A 19,407-nucleotide genomic window follows, 5' to 3' on the forward strand; every position below is an offset into this window, starting at 1 on the left:
GTGACAATTTTGTATATTGCGTCGAACGATGAGTCAATTCACATGCATTGTGTGGAATAAAAGAGTGCAATTTGCAGCTTTGGTAGAGCGAAGATGGATACAATCGAGACAATCAGCCAGACAGCCGCAGGATTGTTCGCCGCGCGACCTGTGGGCCGCGGCGGCTTTGTCAGCCGCATCGTGCGTATGGTCAAATCGCTGGGGCGCTGGATCGACGGCCTGCTGGAGCGCAGGCGCAGCCGGCTCGCCTTGCTGGACATGACCGACGACCAGTTGAAGGACATCGGCATTTCCCGCTGCGACGCCCATCGCGAAGGGATCAGGCCATTCTGGGAATGAACAGGCGCGATGCAATGTTCAATCCTGCTTGCGTGGCTGCACAACTGGCGCCCTGATCCGCGACAGGCCGCGGTCCGCAAGCACGGCGCCAACGCATAGCGCCAGGAAAAGGGCGGTGATGGCCAGCGAGGCGATGGCGACGCTGGCGATGCCGTTCCTGGCGGCATCGAGGAACGGGTAGGGCACTTCGCCTGTTATGGACGCCCGCGCCAGCGCATAGGCCAGATAGGCGAGCGGATAAAGCATCCACCAGGAAACGTCTTGCCATCGCGTCTTGCCGTCGGCACCGGCGGCCAGCCACCACAGCACGAACAGTGCAGGCGTCACATAGTGCAGCAGCACGTCGCACAGCAGGAACAGGCCCTGCGGCTGCCAGAGGCGTGCCAGCACGGTGGCGTAGACGATGAAGACCACGGTGATGGCGACGGCGACGCCTGCCCGCATCCGCGCTCCGGCAAAGGCCGGAAACCAGGCATGGCCGGCGGGCGACAGCAGCGACGCATGGACGAGCACCGCACCGATATTGGTCAGGATGGTAAAGAAGCTGAAGTAGAAGACGACCGAACCGATCAGGCCGCGGCCGGCTTCCATCGAGGCCGGAACGGTGATCGAGAACTGCAGGAAAAGACCGGCCAGCCCTGCGACCAGACCCGCGACCTGCAGCAGCCGGCCCATCTTACGCGGCGGCGGCGCAGGCCGGATTGCCGGCCTGCCAGCGGGCGATGTCGGAGCCGATGCGCGCGCCGAGCGGCTCGGCCATCAGCGGACCGAACACGTCTACACGGCTCGAATTGCCTTGCGCCTGCACCACCAGCAGCGGCTTGCCGCCATAATGCTTGGCCGGCACCAGCAGGAAGCGCGGCGTGCCGCTGAACGAATTCAGCTCATTGGCCATCTGGTAGGATTTGAAGGCCGGGTCCTTGCTGGCGATCCAGCATTTATGGGCGGAGATCGCCACCTGTTCCATGGCCAGCAGCGCCGCGCTCTTGCCGGAAGGCGGCGGAGCGCTCTTCGGACCCGACTGGCAGGATGCCAGCGCAAGGCCGGCGGCAGCCAGGAGAGCAAAGCGAGTAATCGTCAGTCTCATCGTCAGGCCGCCCCCAGGTTCTGAAAGAATTTCGGAAGATATCAGGCGGCGATGCCGAGCGCGCCTTCGAACAACGCCCGCCCGTCATTGCCGCCATGTGCCGCTTCGATCAGGTTCTCGGGATGAGGCATCAGGCCCAGCACATTGCCCCGGCTGCTGATGATGCCGGCGATGTCGTTGATCGAGCCGTTGGGATTGGTGCCGTCCGCATAGCGGAACACCACCTGGCCTTCGCCTTCCAGGCGTGCAAGCGTCTCGGCATCGGCGAAGTAGTTGCCGTCGTGATGCGCCACCGGCGAGCGGATGATCTGGCCCGGCTGGTAGCGGCGGGTGAACATGGTGTTGGCGTTGGCGATCTCGAGCTTCACCTGCCGGCAGACGAATTTGAGCGAGGAGTTGCGCATGAGCGCTCCCGGCAGCAGGCCGGCCTCGACCAGGATCTGGAAACCGTTGCAGACGCCGATGACCATGACGCCCTTGGCCGCCTTTTCAGCGACCGCCCGCATCACCGGCATGCGCGCCGCGATCGCGCCGCAGCGCAGATAGTCGCCGAAGGAGAAGCCGCCGGGAATGGCGATCAGGTCGACATCCGGGATTTCGGTGTCGGTTTGCCAGACCGTGGCTGGCGCTTTGCCGGAAATCTTGGTCAGCGCCGCGATCATATCGCGGTCGCGGTTAAGGCCAGGCAGGAGGACGACGGCTGATTTCATTTTGGTTCGTAAGGCCTCTGGGTTTCGGCAAGTTGGGGCATCCGTGCCTCCGGCACAACCTCAGGTAAGCGTCACACTATAGTTCTCAATCACCGTGTTCGCCAGCAGTCTGTCGCACATGGCCTTGAGATCGGCCTCGGCCTTGGCCTTGTCGGTCCCGGCGAGCTCGACGTCGAACACCTTGCCTTGCCGCACCGAGCCGATGCCGTCAAAACCTAGCCCCGACAGCGCATGCTCGATCGCCTTGCCTTGCGGGTCCAGCACGCCGTTTTTGAGGGTTACGGTGATACGGGCTTTCATCGATGCTCCTGAATGATCGGTATCGGTCTGCGCCGGACCTGCCGTTTCCGGCAAGCCCGTTGCTGGCAATTAGTGCTTCATGCCCTTCGGCGGCTCGCTCGACGCGACGAGCACCGGTCCGGTTGGACGCGGCGGCTCGTTCTCGTTCATGATACCGAGACGGCGGGCGACTTCCTGGTAGGCCTCCACGAGGCCGCCCATGTCGCGGCGGAAACGGTCCTTGTCGAGCTTGTCCTGCGTCGCCACGTCCCACAGCCGGCAGGAATCGGGCGAGATCTCGTCGGCTACGACGATGCGCATCATGTCGCCCTCGAACAGGCGTCCGCATTCGATCTTGAAATCGACGAGCTGGATGCCGACGCCCATGAACAGGCCGGACAGGAAGTCGTTGACGCGAATGGCCAGCGCCATGACGTCGTCGATTTCCTGCGGGCTCGCCCAGCCGAAGGCCGTGATGTGCTCTTCAGAGACCATCGGGTCGTCGAGCGCATCGGCCTTGTAATAGAATTCGATGATCGAGCGGGGCAGGACCGTGCCTTCCTCGATGCCAAGGCGCTTGGACAGCGAACCGGCGGCGACATTGCGCACCACCACTTCGAGCGGGATGATCTCGACCTCCTTGATCAGCTGCTCGCGCATGTTGAGCCGGCGGATGAAGTGGGTCGGAATGCCCATCCGGTTGAGATGATTGAAGATGTGCTCGGAAATGCGATTGTTAAGCACGCCCTTGCCATCGACGACTTCGTGTTTTTTCTTGTTGAACGCGGTTGCGTCATCCTTGAAGAACTGGATCAGCGTCCCGGGCTCAGGGCCTTCATAAAGTATCTTGGCCTTGCCTTCATAAATGCGGCGGCGATTTTTCATTTGATTTTTCTCTGGATTTGCGGGCAGGCGGCAAGCGACCAGTTCCTGTCCGTCTGCCTAAATTAGTGTGGCGACGGTGGCGTTCAATGCCGGTGTCTATCGTAATCGCCTTGTTTGCTCAATCGGCAAATCCTTTCAATCAACTGCTTTCGGGACCGAAATGCCGCAGCGCAGCAAGCCACGAAGCGTATTGACCGGCCGCCAGCCTTTTGGTTTGTGCTTCGCCATCACATATTCATCAATGCCAGCGAATCGATTTCCATCGGAGGGACGCCATGAGCAACATGAAGGATCGCGAAGAGGGTTTTGAGCGCAAATTCGTGTTCGACGAGGAGCTTCGGTTCAAGGCGTCGGCGCGCCGCAACAAGGCTCTCGGCCTGTGGGCCGCGGAAAAGCTCGGGAAATCCGGCGCCGAGGCCGATGCCTACGCCAAGGAAGTGGTTGTTTCCGATATCGAGGAAGCCGGCGATCACGACGTCTTCCGCAAGATCCGCAAGGATTTCGACGCTGCCGGCGTCAGCCAGTCGGACCATCAGATCCGCCGCACCATGGACGAATTGATGGCGCAGGCCATCGAGCAGATCAAGAACACCTGATCCGGCCGAAGCAGGTTCCGCAAAAATGTCCCACAATTTTGCGACGGAACCTGCGGCAAAAGAATGACTGGACCAATCGACCGCCCGGCCCAGCCGGGCGGTTTTTCTTTGCGTTTCCCGTCGTTTCCGGCTGAAACTGCGATCCTTAGCGAGGAAACAGCCGATGTCCCTGAAATCCCGCCTTGCGGCCGATGAAACGCTGGTCACCGCATGGTCAGGCGTGCCGGACGCGCTGACCGTCGAAATCCTTGCCAGGCAGGGCTTCGATGCGGTCACGCTCGACATGCAGCATGGCGGCCATCATGAAGACAGCGTGTTGCGCGGCCTGGCGCCCGTGCTTGCCACCGGCAAGCCGGCATTGGTGCGTATTCCCGTCGGCCGTTTCGACATGGCCAGCCGGGCGCTCGATTTCGGCGCCGAGGCGGTGATCGCGCCGATGGTCAACTCGGTGGCGGATGCAAAACTGTTCGCTGGGGCGATGAAATACCCGCCGGTGGGCGAGCGCTCCTGGGGCCCCACCTATGCCTTCCCACGCCATGGCAAGGGTGATCATGCCGAATGGCTGCGCGACAGCAACCAGCGCACCATGGCCTTCGCCATGGTCGAGACGCGGGCGGCGCTCGATGCGCTGGACGGCATCCTCGATACACCCGGTATCGACGGCATTTTCCTGGGGCCATCGGACTTCTCGATTGCCTGGTCGAACGGCACGACCGTCAATTCGACGCTCGAAAGCATGATGGAAACGGTGGGTTCGATCGCCGAGCGTACCCGCAAGGCCGGCAAACATGCGGCGATCTACGTCATCGAACCGGCCATCGCCGGCCGCGTCGTGGCGATGGGCTACCGCCTGCTGGCCACAGGGTCCGAGCACGCGCTGATTTCACTAGGGGCGAAGACGCTGTTGAAAGGCATCAAGGATTCGATCGGCGGCTGAGAGCCGCGATCCGGTCGGGGTCGTCAGGCCTTCAGTTCGGTGAGAAATTTGGCGAAGGTCATCGAACCTTCGGGCCATGGGCCGAAGCCTGAATCGGCGTTGAGGTGACCGGCTTCACCGGCATCGATGAACAGAGATCCCCAGGCGCCGGCAATGTCCTCGGCGACGTGGAAGGCGCAGAACGGATCGTTGCGGCTGGCAATCACCATGGACGGGAAGGGCAACGGCTCGCGCGAGTAGGGGCCGAACGTCATCAGGTGCCTTGGCCGTACCTCCGGATTGGCGACATCGGGCGGCGCCACGAAGAATGCGCCGGCGACCGGCTTGCGAAACTGCGGGATGGCTTGCACCGCCGCGGCAACGCCAAGGGAATGCGCGACGAGGACGACGGGCTTCTCGGCTTCGTTGACCGCTTTAGCCACGCTCGCCGTCCAGTCCTCGCGCACGGGCTTCGACCATTCCGCCTGCTCGACGCGCCGCGCGGTCGACAGCTTTGACTGCCAGCGGGTCTGCCAGTGCTCGGGTCCGGAGTTAGTGTAGCCCGGGATGATGAGAATATCTGCGTCTTTGACTTTCATGGCGCTGAGATAGCGAGCGTGATTGCCTCATGCAACCGCCGATGGGTGCGCTCCTGCTTGCAATGGTGAACACCATGTTCGCTTTTCGCTGTCTTGTGTGAACGATCACGATCGCCGATTTGTCCTCTGGAAAGAAACAGCCGTGAAGGACCGCATTTGGTGCTGAGACGATGTATAATGATCGCCGGCGCCGGGCTCCTGACCTCGGGGTTTATGCCAAAGCGTCGCCGCAACGGAGACAATCATGAGCGAACTGCCCTTTGCCGCCACCACGCCGGTGAGCGTTGCCCGGGTCGGGCTGAAGGCGCGCGACGCCGAAAGCCTAGCGGCCTACTATCGCGCTGTTGTCGGCTTGCAGGAATTGAGCCGCGCCGATGGCGCGATCACCCTGGGCGCCGCCAACCGTCCGCTGTTGGTGCTGGAGCCGGACGCCTCGGCCAAGCCTGACGATCCGCGCAGCGCCGGCCTGTTCCACACGGCTTTCCTGCTGCCCAGCCGTGCCGATCTCGGCCGCTGGATCAACCACGCCATATCAGACAAGATCGCCATAGAGGGCGCTTCGGACCATCTGGTCAGCGAAGCGCTGTACCTCACCGATCCCGAGGGCAACGGGATCGAGATCTATGCCGATCGCCGTCCGCAGGACTGGACGTGGAACGGCGACAAGATCGCGATGGCGACCGAACGGCTGAACATTCCTTCGGTCGTCGCCGAAGTGCCGGCGGGCGACGCGGGCTGGCAGGGAGCGCCTGAAAACAGCATTGTCGGCCACGTCCACCTGCGCGTCGGCCGGCCGGAAGAGGCGGAAGCCTGGTGGAACCAGGAATTCGGCTTCGACACGGTGGCGAAGTATGGCGGCCAGGCTGTGTTCCTGTCGTCAGGCCACTACCATCATCATATCGGCGCCAATGCGTGGCAGAGCGCCGGCGCCGGCCGCCGCGATCCGACCCGGTCAGGCCTTGCCTGGGTCGAGATGCGGTCCGACAACGTGGCCAGTGAAACGACCCGCGAAGATCCGTGGGGCACGGTGATCAGGACCGTTCCCGGCAAAGCGTGATCGGCAGTTACGTCCTGCGGTACCTTCTCCTCGTAGCGACGGGGAGAAGGAAAGCCCCTCAGGCCTCTCCGAACACCCGCCGGAAGATCGTGTCGACATGCTTGGTGTGGTAGCCCAGGTCGAATTTCTCGCGGATCTCGGCTTCCGGCAAGGCGGCGGTGACGTCCTTGTCGGCCAGCAGTTCTTCAAGAAAATCAGCGCCTTGCTCCCACACCTTCATGGCATTGCGCTGCACCAGCCGGTACGCATCCTCACGAGAGACACCGGCTTGCGTTAATGCTAGGAGCACGCGCTGTGAATGCACCAGGCCGCGGAACTTGTTCATGTTCTTCAGCATGTTGTCGGGATAGACGAGCAGTTTGTCGATGACGCTGGTCAGCCGCGCCAGCGCGAAATCCAGCGTCACCGTCGCATCCGGGCCGATCATGCGCTCGACGGAGGAATGCGAAATGTCGCGCTCGTGCCAGAGCGCCACATTCTCCATCGCCGGCAGCGCGAAGGAGCGCACCATGCGGGCAAGGCCGGTTAGGTTCTCGGTCAACACCGGGTTGCGCTTGTGCGGCATCGCCGACGAGCCTTTCTGGCCAGGCGAAAAATACTCTTCGGCTTCCAGCACCTCGGTGCGCTGCAGATGCCGGATCTCGATCGCCAGCCGCTCCACCGACGATGCGATGACGCCGAGCGTGGCAAAGAACATGGCATGGCGGTCGCGCGGGATCACCTGCGTCGATACCGGCTCCGGCTTCAACCCGAGCTTTGCCGCGACATGCTCTTCGACATAAGGCTCGATATTGGCGAAGGTGCCGACCGCTCCCGAAATGGCGCAGGTGGCTATGTCCTCGCGAGCATGCACGAGCCGCTCGCGGCAGCGCGAAAATTCGGCATAGGCTTGCGCCAGCTTGACGCCGAAGGTGGTCGGCTCGGCATGGATGCCGTGGCTGCGGCCGATGGTGACGGTATCCTTGTGCTCGAAGGCGCGGCGCTTCAGCGCCGCAAGCAGCGCGTCGATGTCGGCCAGCAGCATGTCGCTGGCACGCGTGAGCTGCACCGCGAAACACGTGTCGAGAACGTCCGAGGATGTCATGCCCTGATGGATGAAGCGGGCGTCGGGTCCGACGAATTCGGCGAGATGGGTGAGAAAAGCGATGACGTCGTGCTTGGTGACGCGCTCGATCTCGTCGATCGCATCGACGTCGAACTTCGCGGCATTGCCTTTTTCCCAGATGGTCTTCGCCGCCTGTTTCGGGATGACGCCGAGTTCGGCCAGCGCGTCGCAGGCATGAGCCTCGATCTCGAACCAGATGCGGAACCGGGTTTCGGGCGACCATATGGCCACCATTTCCGGCCGGGAGTAGCGAGGGATCATCGGTCAGTCCTGACGTGTCGAGAAATTTGCCCGCGTCCTAACAGAGGCGGACAAAATGCTCAACGCCGCCGCCGCGCAAACCAGAGGCTGGCGGCAAACAAGGCGAGGAACCCGATCGGGAAATAGAGCCTGATGCCCAGCACCACGAACTGGTAGAGCGCCACCGCCATCGTGAAGACGAACTGGAGCCCCCAGGTGAGGGTGAAGGTAGGTGCATGCCATGCGGCATAGTAGGACCGGTATTGCAAGGCATACAGCCCGGCGGTCAGGCCGATCGTCGCGGCGGCGAGACCCACGAATGCCGCCGCGAAGGCGACTTCCCAGCTCCTTCCGCGCGAGACCAGCCGTGCCGCGAACAGGCCAACAGGAAAGGCCAGAGCGCCGCCGCCTGCAAACAGCAGCGTCACGGTGCGGATTTTATCTGGCGTCAGCCAACTTTCCAGCAACAGGTTGAGGAGCGCGCTGGCGCCCATCGTGGCGGCCCAAAGCAGCGCGCCGAGCAGCGCCGTGCCCGGCGTTGGTATGGCGCCGCGGAGGCGGCCCAGGGCGCGATGACGCCTGGCGGGGTGGACGAGCGGTGTCACAGGCGGCCGGTTACCGCGATCCAGCGATAGTCCGGGCCTTCGAAGCCATATTGGCGCACCGCGATCAGCACCGCATAGGCGCTGGGATTGTCCATCGAAAATGTCTGCACGGCTCCGATGCGGTAGCCGTTCGGGCAACCCCGGCTCTTGGGGATCGATTTGTCCTCGTGCAACAGCTTCGTCGTACCGCCGGCTTGCGCCTCGACGCGCAGCAGCCGAAAGCCATTGATCTCACCCTGGCTCTCGCAGCCCTTAGTCTCGTTCATGCCGATCTCGTCCAGCCGGAACTCGAGCGGCTGGTCGACTGGCGAGAAGATCGGACGCGGATTGACCGCCATCCGATGCGGGTCGGCGGACATCTCCGTTACCGGGTTGAAGCCTGCGGTGATGCCCTTGTTCGCGGCCAACTCCGCCTGGCTGACGACCGCTTCGCCCTTCTCGCGGGCCTGAATACGAGCCGCCGTCAACGTGGCGTTCTCGTCGTCGAGCCGGACGCGAATAGGCGTTCCCTGGAGAAAGCTGTCGTTGCTGGTGTCGATATAATAGCGATTGGCGTAGGGAAATCCCGATCCATCCTGCACGCCATATTCTTCGAACGCGAAGATGCCGCCGTCCTTGGTGAAGCCCAGGATTTCAAGCTCGGCGACATCCCCGGCCCGGGCGGCGACGACTGCGCAAAACTGCGCAAGCAGGCAAACGGCAAACAGAAGAAGGTTTTGCATGAGGTTTTCCGCCGGCCAACGATATCGCCATTCCCTATCACGACAAGATACCGGCGTCGCGCTGCCCGATAAAGCAAGCGCCATGCATCCAATCGCGGCCTCGTCTGTTATTGTCGGCAGTCCCAATGGAGAACCACCATGACCGACACCAGCAAAATTCGTGAGCATATGGAAGTGATCGGTGCCGATGGCGTTCATGTCGGCACGGTCGACAAAGTCGAGGGGCAGCGGATCAAGCTGACCAAGTCCGACAGCGGTATGGGCACGCATAAGGGGCACCATCATTTCATTCCCCTGAGCCTTGTCGCGGAGGTAGAGGGAAAGAAGGTCTGGCTGTCGGCGAATTCCGACGTCGCGGTCACTTTCGAGGAAGAAAAGTCCGACCCCACCTGATCGCGTATAAGTCAGCGCGAAGACCAGACCGGAAACAGATCGCCCTCGGCGGGCGTCGCGGCGAAAACGCCGCGCGTGATGGCGCGCGCCATCGTGGCGCCTGCCGCGGCATAAAGGTCGATTGCCGCGTCGGCTTCGAGCCGGATACCGCTCCTGCCGGTCGCCAGCGCGAAGACCAGATCGCCATCGGCCGGCGTGTGCGTCGGCCATATGGCCCGCACGAAACCGTCATGCGCTGACATGGCCAGGCGCTTTGCGGCGGCCTTGGTGAGAACGGCATCGGTGGCGATAACGGCGATGGTGGTGTTGCCGCCGGCATCCGCCTTGCCCGTGAACGTCTTGTCGCGAAACTTCAAGAGGATGCTTTTGGCGTCGTCCGGCATTGGCGAGGGATAGCCAAGCCCGCCGAATTCATCGCCGATCTCGAACGGAGCCGCCCAGAAATGGCGGCTTCGGCTGATGGTCACCGAGCCGATCGGATTGACCGCCGCCAGCGCGCCGATGGTGATGCCATTGTCAAGCAGCGTCGAAGCCGAGCCAAGCCCGCTCTTGAGACCGGAGGTCAGCGCGCCGGTGCCGGCGCCGGTCGTGCCGATCTGGAAATCCGAACCGGCGGCCTGCACCGTCTCGTAGCCGAGGTCGCGGTATGGCGGATAGCGGCCCCAGTCCTTGTCGCCGCCATTGCGCAGGTCGAACAGGATCGCCGCCGGCACGATCGGCACGCGAAAGCCGCCGACCTCGAAGCCGATGCCACGCTCGCGCAGTGCTGCCTGTACGCCGGACGCTGCGTCGAGGCCGAAAGCCGACCCGCCCGACAGCACCACGGCATGGACCGTCTCAACCGAATTGTGGGGTTCGAGCAGGTCCGTCTCGCGCGTGCCCGGCGCACCGCCCAGGATCTGGACGCCGGCTACGGCCGGTTCGTCGCAAAGGACCGTCGTCACGCCGGATTTCAGTCGGGCATCGGAGGCATTGCCGACGCTGAGACCGGCGATATCGGTGATCAGGTTGCGCGGGCCGGTGCGAAACATCAGTTGCTTTCCAACGGTACGAAGCGGGCGCCATCGAACCGGAAGACGCGGTACGGATTCCGGCTGAGGTCGCCCTTCGCATCAAAGCGCACCGGCCCGATCGCCGTGGTGAAATCATGCCCGATGAGCGCTTCCGCAAGCGGCCTGCCGGAGCTTGCGGCTTCCGCCATCGCCGCCTTGGCGGTTTCTACCGCCGCATAGGCCGGCAGCGTGTAGCCGTCCGGCACGATCTTCTGCGAGGCAAACACCTCGAGCACCTTGGGATTGGCGACATCGGCCCATTCCGGGGGAGCGATCATCAGCGTTCCCGTGGCATAGGGCACTGCGCCGGGCGGAGTGCGCAGGTTCTCGCCGCCGGCGAATACGATGCCGGCGTCGAGTTGCGCGGCGTCGCGACCCATGATGGCGATGTCGTCGCCGTCGCCACCGGCAAAGACATGGGTTGCGCCGGCCTTCTTCAGCCGGCCAATCAGACCGATCTGGTTGTCGAGCTGCGGCCGGAACGTATCGACGAACACCGGCTTCAGCGCCGCCTGTTCGGCCGCCGCCCGCAACGTCTCGGCGATCTCACGGCCGTAGATGGTGCCGTCATCGATGACGGCGAACAGTTCGTTCTGCCAAAGCCGGGTAAGGGTGTTGGCGACGGCATTGCGCTCGTCGTCGCCCCTCGGTCCGAGCCGGTAGACCGGCCAGCCGGTCTTGGGACGACGGTCAGTCAGGCTTTCGGTTCGCACGCCAACGGTGATGACGGCGATGCCTGCGTCCTTCAAGATCGGCATCGCCGCCTCGATCGCTTCCGTACAGAGAAATCCCACGACGACATTGACCTTGGCGGTCGCGAATTCCCGGGCTGCCGCGGCACCCCCATCGGCCGTGCAGGCATCGTCGATGGTCTTGAGCTCGATGCCGTTCGCCTGGGCCGCCACTTCGGCGCCGGCTTCGATCTGCCTGCCAAGGATCGCCGAGGATCCGGAGAGCGGCGCGGCAACACCGACGAGCAGCGTCTGGGCGTTGGCGGCGCCGGTCAGCAGCAGCCAGGCCAGCGCGGCAGATATCGTTGCCCCGGGTCGCATCCTGTCGAAGACTTCCTCCAAGCGAGCCCGGATGGTCCCGGCGCCACTCCCGCCAAGACCTAAAGGCTGCCCGGTCTTGGCGCAACACGCGAATTTCGGGATATGGGCCAAGCACTTCGCTTGTGGCATGTCATATCTAGCCATATATAGCGGTAGGGTTCAGGCTATGGAAAATCTCCGGTGTTGAAGAAGAACGACATAGGACCGCAGGCCTATCGCGACGCGATGAGCCATTTTGCCGGTCACGTCCATGTGGTGACCACCGACGGGCCGGCCGGCAAGCGCGGCGCGACGGTCATCGCCGCCTGTTCGGTTTCCGATACGCCGCCGACCATTTTGGTCTGCCTGAACCGTGAAAATCCCAAGAACGAGCCGTTCGTGAAAAACGGCAGGTTTGCCTTGAACACGCTTGCCTCGCACCAGGAGCCGCTGTCGATCGGCTTTTCCGGCATCACCGGCCTGCCGGTCGAGGAACGTTTCGCGCTCGGCGAGTGGGATGTGATCTCCACCGGCGCGCCGACCTTGAAGGGCGCGCTCGCCGTATTCGACTGCGAACTGATCGACACTAAGGACCTGGCCACCCATCGTGTGCTTTTTGGCAAGGTGACAGGCCTGCGCATGGGCGATAATTTGCGGCCGCTGATCTATCACGCCCGCGGCTACCACGTTTTGGAAAGCGGGGCAGAGGCGTCCACGGAGAAGGAATGACCGAGCTAAAACCGCGCCCCGTGCCGCGGACGATCGACGAGACGCTCGATCTCTTGACCGGCGCGGACTATGTGGCGGACCGGTCGTTGGCCACCGTGCTTTTCCTGTCGCTGCGCATGAAGCGGCCGCTGTTCCTCGAGGGCGAGGCCGGCGTCGGCAAAACCGAGATCGCCAAGGTGTTGGCAGAGGCGCTCGGCCGCCGGCTGATCCGTCTGCAATGCTATGAGGGTCTCGACGTCTCGTCCGCCGTCTATGAGTGGAATTATGCCGCGCAGATGATCGAGATCCGCATGGAGGAGGCGGCCGGCAAGGTTGACCGCTCCGACATGGAGCGCAACGTTTTCTCGGAAAAATACCTGATACGCCGTCCGGTGCTCGATGCGCTGACCGGCAAGGCCGGCGCCGCCCCGGTTTTCCTGATTGACGAGCTCGACCGTACCGACGAGGCGTTCGAGGCGTTCCTGCTCGAGATCCTTTCCGATTTCCAGGTGACGGTGCCCGAACTCGGCACGATCAGGGCGGAGGAGCCGCCGATCGTCATCATCACCACCAACCGCACCCGCGAAATCCATGACGCGCTGAAGCGGCGCTGCCTCTATCACTGGGTCGATTATCCCAGCGCCGAGCGGGAGTTGGAGATTGTGCGCCGCAAGGTGCCGCAGGCGAACAGCCGGCTTTCGGCCGAGGTGGTCTCCTTCATTCAGAAGCTCCGCCAGATCGAATTGTTCAAGATGCCGGGCGTTGCCGAGACCATCGACTGGGCCGGCGCGTTGACCGAACTCGACAAGGTCGCGCTCGACCCGGAAACCGTCTCCGACACGATCGGCGTGCTGCTGAAATACCAGGACGACATTGCCCGCATCGGCGAGGGCGAAGGCCGGCGTATCCTCGACGAGGTGAAGGCCGAGCTTTCGGCGGCGGAGTAGGGCTCATGGCCATGCCTCGCGCGGAACCCAGGGAGGCGACTGTCGACGGTCACATCGCGGACAACATCGTCTATTTCGCCCGTGTCTTGCGCAAATCAGGCATGCGCGTCGGTCCGGCCTCGGTCAAGGATGCCATCGAGGCGGTACTTGCCACCGGCATCGGCGCGCGCGACGATTTCTACTGGACGCTGCATGCCGTGCTGGTGTCGCGGCATGAGGACCATGCCATCTTTGACGAGGCCTTCCGGCTATTCTGGAAGTCGCGTGAGCTGATCGAAAAGATGCTGGCGATGCTTTCGCCGGTGGCGCCCGATACCAGGGAGAAGCAGAAGCCACGCGCGGCCGAAAGCCGTGTCAGCCAGGCCATGTTCGCAGGCCACAGCAGGAACCAGCCGGCGCAGGAAATCCCCGAGATCGAGGTCGACGCGCGCTTTACTTTCTCCGGCAACGAGGTGCTGAGGGCCAAGGATTTCGCTCAGATGAATGCCGCCGAGATGGCCGACGCCAGGAAAGCGATCGCCGAACTGCGGTTGCCCTTCGATATGGTGCGGACGCGCCGTTTCAAGGCCGATTCGCACGGTCGCCGCATCGATCCGCGTGCCATGATGCGCTCGGCCGCACGCACTGGGGGCGAACTGATCCTGCCGAAATTCCGCTCGCTCCGCGAAGTGTATCCGCCGTTGGTCGTGCTTGCCGACATTTCCGGTTCGATGAGCCAGTACACGCGCATCTTCCTGCATTTCCTGCATGCTCTGACGGAAAAGCGCCGGCGCGTGCACACTTTCGTTTTCGGCACCAGGCTCACCAATCTGAGCCGACAGATGCGCCATCGCGATCCCGACGCCGCCCTGGCCGACTGTTCCACCGCGGTCAAGGACTGGTCGGGCGGCACGCGCATCGGCGACACGCTGGCCGAGTTCAACCTGATATGGTCGCGGCGCGTGCTAGGACAGGGCGCGGTGGTGCTTTTGATCACCGACGGGCTGGAGCGAGACGAGGTCGACGGCCTGTCGGAGGAAATGGAGCGTCTGCACAAATCCTGCCGGCGGCTGATCTGGCTGAACCCCTTGCTGCGCTTCGACGGTTTCCAGGCGCGCGCCCGCGGCGTCAGGGCGATGCTGCCGCATGTCGATGAATTCCGTGCCGTGCACAATCTCGACGCGCTTGCCGATCTCTGCGCTTCGCTGGACCGGAAGCCTGGATATGCCGTCGATCCGCGGCGATGGATGGAGGGTGGCGCGAGGCGCGCCGCGTAGCCATATGCTGCTGAAGACACATATTTCCGGGAAAAACAGACCCTGAGAGAAGCAACGATGAGCGACAGCATTTATCTCGACGAGGCCCGTGACCCGCTGATCATCGCGGAAGGCTGGATGAAGGACGGCAAGGATGTCGCCATCGCGACCGTTGTCGAGACCTGGGGTTCCGCGCCACGCCCGGCCGGCAGCCATCTGGTCATCGACGCCGACGGCAATTTCCACGGCTCGGTTTCGGGCGGCTGTGTCGAAGGCGCCGTGGTGACGGATGCCATGGACGTCATCGGCACCGGCAAGCCCAGAATGCTGGAATTCGGCGTCGCCGACGAGACCGCCTGGCAGGTGGGCCTTTCCTGCGGCGGCCGCATCAAAGTGTATGTGGAAAGGCTAGGCTGATCTTCGATGGATCCCTATGCGCTGAAAACACTCAACGCCGAGCGCCGCGCGCGCCGCGCCGCGATCCTGGTCACCGATCTTGGTGACGGCCGCGACCGTGTCGTGCGCGAGGGCGATCCGGTCGCCGGCGATCTCGGTGCCGCGATCAGCAAGGCGTTCCGCACCGGGAATTCCGGCTCGGTCGAAGCGGAAGGGCGGACCTTTTTTCTCAACGCGCATCTGCCGCATCCTCGCCTGGTGGTGATCGGTGCCGTGCATATCAGCCAGGCGCTGGCGCCAATGGCCAGGATCGCCGGCTATCCAGTCGAGATCATCGATCCGCGCACGGCTTTTGCCACGTCGGACCGCTTTCCCGATGTCGCTTTGCACGCCGAATGGCCTGAGGAGGTCCTGCAACGACAGCCACTCGACAGCTACACGGCAGTCGCTGCCATCACCCACGATCCCAAGATCGACGATTTCGCGCTGAAGGCGGCGCTCGACGCCAGGTGCTTCTATGTCGGGGCACTCGGCAGCAGGAAAACCCATGCCAAGCGTGTCGAGCGCCTGTTGGCGCTGGGCGCCAGTTCCGAGCAGATCGGTCGCATCCAGGCGCCGATCGGTCTCGATATCGGCGCGGCCAGCCCCGCCGAGATCGCCGTCGCCGTGCTGGCGCAGGTCATTCACGCGTTTCGCTCGCGCGGCCTTGAAGCCAGGGAAGCCGCAGCGTGAAATTCGGCCCGGTTCCTATCGAACAGGCCGAAGGCGCCGTGCTTGCGCACGCGACGACGGTCGGCGAGCGACGTTTCCGCAAAGCGCATCGGCTGAGTGCAGAGGATGTCGGGGTGCTGAAAGCGGCGGGCATCAGCGAAGTCGTCGCGGCCGTGCTTTCTCCCGGCGATCTGGGCGAAGACGCCGCCGCCGAACGGATCGCGACCGGTATGCGCCACCGCAATGTCGCGGCCAAGCCTGCCGCGACGGGGCGGGTCAACCTCCATGCCGAAGCCGCTGGCGTCTTCACCGTCAACAGCGCGATGATCGACGCCATCAATGCCGTCGATCCAACCATCACCATCGCCACGCTTGGCCAGCATGCGCCGGTCGAAAAGGGCCAGATGGTGGCAACCGTGAAGATCATTCCCTTCGCCGTCGGGTCGGCGCTGGTCGATGCCGTACTGGAAATCTGCGCCGGCGGCGAGATCTTTGCCGTCAATGCCTATCGGCCCATTCGTGTCGGTGTCATCCAGACCGTCTTGCCGGGCGTCAAGCCGAGCGTGCTCGATAAGACGTTGCGCGTCACCGAGGCACGGCTGGCGCGTTCGGGCGGGCGGCTGACGGCCGAGCGCCGCACGCCGCACGAGGTTGCGCCGGTTGCCGAGGCGGCCGCCTCGCTGGCGCGCGATAACGACATGGTCGTGATCTTCGGCGCTTCGGCCATGAGCGATTTCGCCGACGTCGTTCCGGCCGCGATCGAGGAAGCGGGCGGTACTGTCATCCGCGCCGGCATGCCGGTCGACCCCGGCAATCTACTGGTGCTCGGCAGGCTCGCCGGCAAGCAGATCATCGGCGCGCCGGGCTGCGCCCGCAGCCCCAAGGAGAACGGCTTCGACTGGGTGCTCGACCGGCTGATCGCCGGCCTCGACGTAACGGCGACCGACATCGCCGGCATGGGCGTCGGCGGCCTGCTGATGGAAATCCCGACACGCCCGCAGCCGCGCGAACCGCTGCCGGCCGTAAGCCGGCTCAAGGTCGGGATCGTGCTTTTGGCGGCAGGCCGTTCGAGCCGCATGGGCGGGCCGAACAAACTTATGGCGCTTTTCGACGGCCAACCGTTGGTCCGCCGTACAGCAGAGCGTGCGCTCGCCTCGAAAGCTTCGGGCACGATCGTCGTTACCGGCCACCAGCGTGAGCGGGTGCGCGGCGCGTTATCGGGCCTGGACGTGACTTTCGCCGACAATCCCGATTTTGCCGATGGGCTCTCCACCTCCCTGAAAGCCGGTATGGCCTATCTGCCGGGAGATGCCGCCGGTGCGATGATCGTTCTCGGAGACATGCCGGGTGTCTCGACCGGCGATCTCGACCGGCTGATCGATGCGTTTCGCGGGGCGGGAGGCAATTTGGTCGTCCGCGCCTCGCACCTTGGCAAACGCGGCAACCCGGTACTTCTGCCGCGCTCGCTGTTCCCGGCTGTCGCCCATCTCGAAGGTGATACCGGCGCACGCCATCTGGTCGAGGCCGGAGGACTTGACGTCGTCGATGTAGAGATCGGCGAGGGCGCGTCCGTCGATGTCGACACTCGCGAGGCGCTGGAAGGCGCCGGCGGCGTGCTGCAGGATTGACAAACCCGGGCCGAATTACGCAAGCCTGCGGTATGGCTTCCGGTTTCATTTCGTTAATGTCAACGCTTCTACCCCCCTCTGGCCTGCCGGCCATCTCCCCCTCAAAGGGGGAGATTGGACATCATTTCGGCTTTCGCCAATCTCGACGGCCGGCAGAAGGGCGCCCCCGCCGAAACTGCCAATCTCCCCCCTTGAGGGGGAGATGGCCGGCAGGCCAGAGGGGGGTGCTCACGCTCTCTGCCTTTCTGATTTCGATATTTTTCCTGTTTTCTGCTGCCCAGGCCTCTGCTCTCCAACTAAAACCCTTCAAGGACGATCTGTTCGCCTATCCCGCGACGCTCTCGTCAGACGGCGCCTACACGGTGATCGACTACCGCGAGATGCGCGACATCAACCAGCGCGACGAGGTGCCGGAAAAGCGCGTGCATGCACAGTATACCGATACCGGTGTGCGCAAGGTGCAGCAGGATTTGCTGTTGAAAACCGATGCCGGCGACGTCCGGCACATCGCCGTAGGCAAGACGCAAGGGGCTTCCGTCATCGTGCTCTACCTGCACGGGCAGGGCGGCAGCCGCAAGCAAGGTGTCGATGACTTCACTTTCGGCGGCAATTTCAACCGCATCAAAAACCTGATGGCAGGCAATGGCGGCCTTTATCTCAGCCCTGACTTCCCCGATTTCGGCGACAAGGGCGCGGCACAGGTCGCGGCGCTGATCGATCACTATGCGCAACAGTCGCCGGGCGCGAAGATCGTCGTCGCCTGCGGCTCGATGGGCGGCGCATTGTGCTGGAAGCTTGCCGCCCGCACGGACACGGGCAGGCAAATCGGTGGGCTTTTGCTGCTTGGCTCGCTGTGGGACGAGAGTTTCTTCTCCAGCCCTGCCTTCAGGCGCCACGTGCCGGTTTTCTTCGGTCAGGGCAGCCATGACGTGGTCTTTCCCGTGGCAAACCAGGAAGCCTTCTTCCGGTCCATCATCGCCAAGTCGAAAGCCTATCCGACCCGCTTCGTGCGCTTCGAGACGGGCACGCACGGCACCCCCATCCGCATGGTCGACTGGCGCGGCGCGTTGAACTGGATGCTGTCGAAGGCGCCCTGATCGGACGCCGCACGGCTCAAGGAGCGGTGTTGTAGTCGACAACCGTCTGCGGGTTCTCCTCGCCGTCGTAGGAAGCGTCGACGTCGTACTGGACGAGCGAAAAATCGCCGTTGCGGAACAGATAGGTGCCTGCTGACGAGGCATCGCCGGCGCCGCGCCACTTGTTGAAGGTGGTGATCGTGTGGGCGTCCTGGTCGTAGCTGGAATTGGTCGCCCAGCCAGTGGTCCGGAAGCCGAGGATGTGCATGGATTCGACCCTGCCTTCGCTGTCGTTGTTCACGTAGCGGATGTCCATCTCCGGTTCGGTGAACTGCAATTGCCTGACGCCGTTCGCCTCGTCGGTCATGTAGTAGATCGAGCTTTCATTGTAGGCGGCCGCCGAGCAGGAAAAATGGAACAGGCGCGTTTCCTTGTCGGGATCGCCGGCCGCCGCATCCTTGTCCCTGTATTTGATGGAAAAAATCTCCGGCTCCTTGGCCGCGAGATCCTTGTCGCATTGGTCGCTATAGCTGGCCAGGAAAGCCTTCTTGGCCTGCTCCAGCGCTGCATCCCTCTTCGGAGGTGGCGGGCCGTCGCCACAGCTAGCGGGCACAGCCTGCTCGAAATCCGCGCTCGACGGCTTCAGCGCTCCGCTGTCGATGAAGATCGGCTGGAATGGCGGCGCCTGAATCTGGGCATTGACCTGGCGCAGCGTGTAGCAGCCGGCAAAGACCTTCGCCTCGCCCTTCTTGTCGGTTGCCTGGATGGCGACCGGAACGCTGTAGTAGATGCTGCCTGCCGCGCCCTCGTTGGATACGGCGCCGGTCCTGACATCCACCTTGTCGGTACCGTCATAGCCCTTGACGAAGCTGTCGAAGTCCTTGGCCGGCTTGGTATCGCCATAGTAACCCCAGGCACGTGCGAATTCATGCCGGTTGATGGCACTGTAGAGCGAGCGGACAACTGCCTCGGCGCTCGACCTGTCATCGACGTAGGGCGCCTCGTCGGCAGGTGCCGACTGGGCGATCGAGGCAAGGGAGAACAAGGCAGTCGCTGCGAGAAAAGCGTGTCTCATCGGGAATCTCCACGC

Annotated in this window: 24 protein-coding genes; 12 read left to right on the forward strand and 12 right to left on the reverse strand. The window is 63.5% G+C overall.

Annotation, left to right across the window (positions count from 1 at the left end; genetic code table 11):
• The first annotated feature begins 93 nt into the window (after positions 1-93).
• Positions 94-339 carry a DUF1127 domain-containing protein gene (locus FJ490_RS05075; protein ID WP_140522056.1) on the forward strand — a complete coding sequence of 82 codons (246 nt, stop codon included), beginning with the start codon at positions 94-96 and terminating at the stop codon, positions 337-339.
• A gap of 18 nt (positions 340-357) precedes the next feature.
• Here the strand turns inward: FJ490_RS05075 and FJ490_RS05080 are convergent, their stop codons facing one another.
• From FJ490_RS05080 to purC, 5 genes are all read right to left on the reverse strand, one after another.
• The gene (locus FJ490_RS05080) at positions 358-1,014 is read right to left on the reverse strand and encodes a Pr6Pr family membrane protein (protein WP_140728287.1); all 657 of its coding nucleotides are present in this window, start codon (positions 1,012-1,014) and stop codon (positions 358-360) included.
• A 1-nt stretch (position 1,015) separates the two neighbouring features.
• A complete protein-coding gene (locus tag FJ490_RS05085; protein WP_140564697.1) occupies positions 1,016-1,426 on the reverse strand; it encodes a hypothetical protein in 411 nt (136 codons plus the stop codon).
• A gap of 41 nt (positions 1,427-1,467) precedes the next feature.
• Positions 1,468-2,136 (reverse strand): phosphoribosylformylglycinamidine synthase subunit PurQ, encoded by a 669-nt coding sequence (gene purQ / locus FJ490_RS05090; protein ID WP_140564695.1) that lies wholly within the window; start codon positions 2,134-2,136, stop codon positions 1,468-1,470.
• A 60-nt stretch (positions 2,137-2,196) separates the two neighbouring features.
• On the reverse strand, positions 2,197-2,436 hold the full coding sequence (gene purS, locus FJ490_RS05095) for a phosphoribosylformylglycinamidine synthase subunit PurS (RefSeq protein ID WP_140517697.1): 240 nt from the start codon (positions 2,434-2,436) through the stop codon (positions 2,197-2,199).
• Between the two features lie 69 nt (positions 2,437-2,505).
• Positions 2,506-3,300 carry a phosphoribosylaminoimidazolesuccinocarboxamide synthase gene (gene purC, locus FJ490_RS05100; protein WP_127282327.1) on the reverse strand — a complete coding sequence of 265 codons (795 nt, stop codon included), beginning with the start codon at positions 3,298-3,300 and terminating at the stop codon, positions 2,506-2,508.
• A gap of 275 nt (positions 3,301-3,575) precedes the next feature.
• Between purC and FJ490_RS05105 the strand changes: the two genes are divergently transcribed.
• Complete coding sequence (locus tag FJ490_RS05105) at positions 3,576-3,896, forward strand: DUF1476 domain-containing protein (protein WP_140493820.1); 321 nt, start codon at positions 3,576-3,578, stop codon at positions 3,894-3,896.
• 163 nt (positions 3,897-4,059) lie between these two features.
• A complete protein-coding gene (locus FJ490_RS05110; RefSeq protein ID WP_140728288.1) occupies positions 4,060-4,833 on the forward strand; it encodes an HpcH/HpaI aldolase/citrate lyase family protein in 774 nt (257 codons plus the stop codon).
• A gap of 23 nt (positions 4,834-4,856) precedes the next feature.
• Here the strand turns inward: FJ490_RS05110 and FJ490_RS05115 are convergent, their stop codons facing one another.
• Complete coding sequence (locus FJ490_RS05115) at positions 4,857-5,411, reverse strand: alpha/beta hydrolase (RefSeq protein WP_140728289.1); 555 nt, start codon at positions 5,409-5,411, stop codon at positions 4,857-4,859.
• 244 nt (positions 5,412-5,655) lie between these two features.
• Here FJ490_RS05115 and FJ490_RS05120 point away from each other — a divergent pair, with 244 nt between their 5' ends.
• Positions 5,656-6,468, forward strand: a complete 813-nt coding sequence (locus FJ490_RS05120; protein ID WP_140493814.1) for a VOC family protein — start codon at positions 5,656-5,658, stop codon at positions 6,466-6,468.
• Between the two features lie 58 nt (positions 6,469-6,526).
• Here the strand turns inward: FJ490_RS05120 and purB are convergent, their stop codons facing one another.
• Genes purB through FJ490_RS05135 form a run of 3 tightly spaced genes read right to left on the reverse strand, consistent with a single transcriptional unit; the run spans position 6,527 to position 9,140 of the window.
• On the reverse strand, positions 6,527-7,834 hold the full coding sequence (gene purB, locus FJ490_RS05125; RefSeq protein ID WP_140637909.1) for an adenylosuccinate lyase: 1,308 nt from the start codon (positions 7,832-7,834) through the stop codon (positions 6,527-6,529).
• A 59-nt stretch (positions 7,835-7,893) separates the two neighbouring features.
• Positions 7,894-8,418 carry a hypothetical protein gene (locus FJ490_RS05130; RefSeq protein ID WP_246672573.1) on the reverse strand — a complete coding sequence of 175 codons (525 nt, stop codon included), beginning with the start codon at positions 8,416-8,418 and terminating at the stop codon, positions 7,894-7,896.
• The gene (locus FJ490_RS05135) at positions 8,415-9,140 is read right to left on the reverse strand and encodes a DUF2259 domain-containing protein (RefSeq protein WP_140493810.1); all 726 of its coding nucleotides are present in this window, start codon (positions 9,138-9,140) and stop codon (positions 8,415-8,417) included. The genes FJ490_RS05130 and FJ490_RS05135 overlap by 4 nt, the downstream gene beginning before the upstream one ends.
• Before the next feature lie 138 nt (positions 9,141-9,278).
• Between FJ490_RS05135 and FJ490_RS05140 the strand changes: the two genes are divergently transcribed.
• Entirely contained in the window at positions 9,279-9,533 is a 255-nt protein-coding gene (locus FJ490_RS05140; RefSeq protein ID WP_140493808.1) for a DUF2171 domain-containing protein, read from the forward strand.
• 11 nt (positions 9,534-9,544) lie between these two features.
• On the opposite strand, the gene FJ490_RS05145 is transcribed toward FJ490_RS05140, so the two are convergent.
• Complete coding sequence (locus tag FJ490_RS05145; protein WP_140728290.1) at positions 9,545-10,564, reverse strand: P1 family peptidase; 1,020 nt, start codon at positions 10,562-10,564, stop codon at positions 9,545-9,547.
• On the reverse strand, positions 10,564-11,637 hold the full coding sequence (locus FJ490_RS05150; RefSeq protein WP_140517691.1) for a branched-chain amino acid ABC transporter substrate-binding protein: 1,074 nt from the start codon (positions 11,635-11,637) through the stop codon (positions 10,564-10,566). Before FJ490_RS05150 ends, FJ490_RS05145 begins: the two co-directional genes overlap by 1 nt.
• Positions 11,638-11,817: 180 nt before the next feature.
• On the opposite strand from FJ490_RS05150, the gene FJ490_RS05155 reads away from it, so the two are divergent.
• The 7 genes from FJ490_RS05155 (at position 11,818) to FJ490_RS05185 (ending at position 18,338) form a co-directional block, all read left to right on the forward strand.
• The gene (locus tag FJ490_RS05155) at positions 11,818-12,345 is read left to right on the forward strand and encodes a flavin reductase (RefSeq protein ID WP_140493802.1); all 528 of its coding nucleotides are present in this window, start codon (positions 11,818-11,820) and stop codon (positions 12,343-12,345) included.
• Entirely contained in the window at positions 12,342-13,271 is a 930-nt protein-coding gene (locus FJ490_RS05160; RefSeq protein WP_140493800.1) for a MoxR family ATPase, read from the forward strand. The genes FJ490_RS05155 and FJ490_RS05160 overlap by 4 nt, the downstream gene beginning before the upstream one ends.
• Before the next feature lie 5 nt (positions 13,272-13,276).
• Positions 13,277-14,527 carry a VWA domain-containing protein gene (locus FJ490_RS05165; RefSeq protein ID WP_181165115.1) on the forward strand — a complete coding sequence of 417 codons (1,251 nt, stop codon included), beginning with the start codon at positions 13,277-13,279 and terminating at the stop codon, positions 14,525-14,527.
• Between the two features lie 57 nt (positions 14,528-14,584).
• Complete coding sequence (locus tag FJ490_RS05170) at positions 14,585-14,923, forward strand: XdhC family protein (protein ID WP_140493798.1); 339 nt, start codon at positions 14,585-14,587, stop codon at positions 14,921-14,923.
• 6 nt (positions 14,924-14,929) lie between these two features.
• A complete protein-coding gene (locus FJ490_RS05175) occupies positions 14,930-15,634 on the forward strand; it encodes an XdhC family protein (RefSeq protein ID WP_140517689.1) in 705 nt (234 codons plus the stop codon).
• Positions 15,631-17,241: a molybdopterin-binding/glycosyltransferase family 2 protein gene (locus FJ490_RS05180; RefSeq protein WP_140564683.1), complete on the forward strand. Its 1,611-nt coding sequence runs from the start codon at positions 15,631-15,633 to the stop codon at positions 17,239-17,241. The genes FJ490_RS05175 and FJ490_RS05180 overlap by 4 nt, the downstream gene beginning before the upstream one ends.
• A gap of 254 nt (positions 17,242-17,495) precedes the next feature.
• A complete protein-coding gene (locus tag FJ490_RS05185) occupies positions 17,496-18,338 on the forward strand; it encodes an alpha/beta fold hydrolase (protein ID WP_140564733.1) in 843 nt (280 codons plus the stop codon).
• A gap of 16 nt (positions 18,339-18,354) precedes the next feature.
• On the opposite strand, the gene FJ490_RS05190 is transcribed toward FJ490_RS05185, so the two are convergent.
• Positions 18,355-19,392: a DUF1176 domain-containing protein gene (locus tag FJ490_RS05190; RefSeq protein ID WP_140564682.1), complete on the reverse strand. Its 1,038-nt coding sequence runs from the start codon at positions 19,390-19,392 to the stop codon at positions 18,355-18,357.
• Positions 19,393-19,407 lie beyond the last annotated feature (15 nt).

Source organism: Mesorhizobium sp. B2-5-11 (genome assembly GCF_006440835.1).
Lineage (GTDB): Bacteria > Pseudomonadota > Alphaproteobacteria > Rhizobiales > Rhizobiaceae > Mesorhizobium.

Excerpts from the sequence above, each read along its gene's own strand:
- FJ490_RS05075 (WP_140522056.1), top strand. The coding sequence starts at position 94 with ATGGATACAATCGAGACAATCAGCCAGACAGCCGCAGGATTGTTCGCC.
- FJ490_RS05080 (WP_140728287.1), bottom strand. The coding sequence starts at position 1,014 with ATGGGCCGGCTGCTGCAGGTCGCGGGTCTGGTCGCAGGGCTGGCCGGT.
- FJ490_RS05085 (WP_140564697.1), bottom strand. The coding sequence starts at position 1,426 with ATGAGACTGACGATTACTCGCTTTGCTCTCCTGGCTGCCGCCGGCCTT.
- purQ (WP_140564695.1), bottom strand. The coding sequence starts at position 2,136 with ATGAAATCAGCCGTCGTCCTCCTGCCTGGCCTTAACCGCGACCGCGAT.
- purS (WP_140517697.1), bottom strand. The coding sequence starts at position 2,436 with ATGAAAGCCCGTATCACCGTAACCCTCAAAAACGGCGTGCTGGACCCG.
- purC (WP_127282327.1), bottom strand. The coding sequence starts at position 3,300 with ATGAAAAATCGCCGCCGCATTTATGAAGGCAAGGCCAAGATACTTTAT.
- FJ490_RS05105 (WP_140493820.1), top strand. The coding sequence starts at position 3,576 with ATGAGCAACATGAAGGATCGCGAAGAGGGTTTTGAGCGCAAATTCGTG.
- FJ490_RS05110 (WP_140728288.1), top strand. The coding sequence starts at position 4,060 with ATGTCCCTGAAATCCCGCCTTGCGGCCGATGAAACGCTGGTCACCGCA.
- FJ490_RS05115 (WP_140728289.1), bottom strand. The coding sequence starts at position 5,411 with ATGAAAGTCAAAGACGCAGATATTCTCATCATCCCGGGCTACACTAAC.
- FJ490_RS05120 (WP_140493814.1), top strand. The coding sequence starts at position 5,656 with ATGAGCGAACTGCCCTTTGCCGCCACCACGCCGGTGAGCGTTGCCCGG.
- purB (WP_140637909.1), bottom strand. The coding sequence starts at position 7,834 with ATGATCCCTCGCTACTCCCGGCCGGAAATGGTGGCCATATGGTCGCCC.
- FJ490_RS05135 (WP_140493810.1), bottom strand. The coding sequence starts at position 9,140 with ATGCAAAACCTTCTTCTGTTTGCCGTTTGCCTGCTTGCGCAGTTTTGC.
- FJ490_RS05140 (WP_140493808.1), top strand. The coding sequence starts at position 9,279 with ATGACCGACACCAGCAAAATTCGTGAGCATATGGAAGTGATCGGTGCC.
- FJ490_RS05145 (WP_140728290.1), bottom strand. The coding sequence starts at position 10,564 with ATGTTTCGCACCGGCCCGCGCAACCTGATCACCGATATCGCCGGTCTC.
- FJ490_RS05150 (WP_140517691.1), bottom strand. The coding sequence starts at position 11,637 with ATGCGACCCGGGGCAACGATATCTGCCGCGCTGGCCTGGCTGCTGCTG.
- FJ490_RS05160 (WP_140493800.1), top strand. The coding sequence starts at position 12,342 with ATGACCGAGCTAAAACCGCGCCCCGTGCCGCGGACGATCGACGAGACG.
- FJ490_RS05165 (WP_181165115.1), top strand. The coding sequence starts at position 13,277 with ATGGCCATGCCTCGCGCGGAACCCAGGGAGGCGACTGTCGACGGTCAC.
- FJ490_RS05170 (WP_140493798.1), top strand. The coding sequence starts at position 14,585 with ATGAGCGACAGCATTTATCTCGACGAGGCCCGTGACCCGCTGATCATC.
- FJ490_RS05175 (WP_140517689.1), top strand. The coding sequence starts at position 14,930 with ATGGATCCCTATGCGCTGAAAACACTCAACGCCGAGCGCCGCGCGCGC.
- FJ490_RS05190 (WP_140564682.1), bottom strand. The coding sequence starts at position 19,392 with ATGAGACACGCTTTTCTCGCAGCGACTGCCTTGTTCTCCCTTGCCTCG.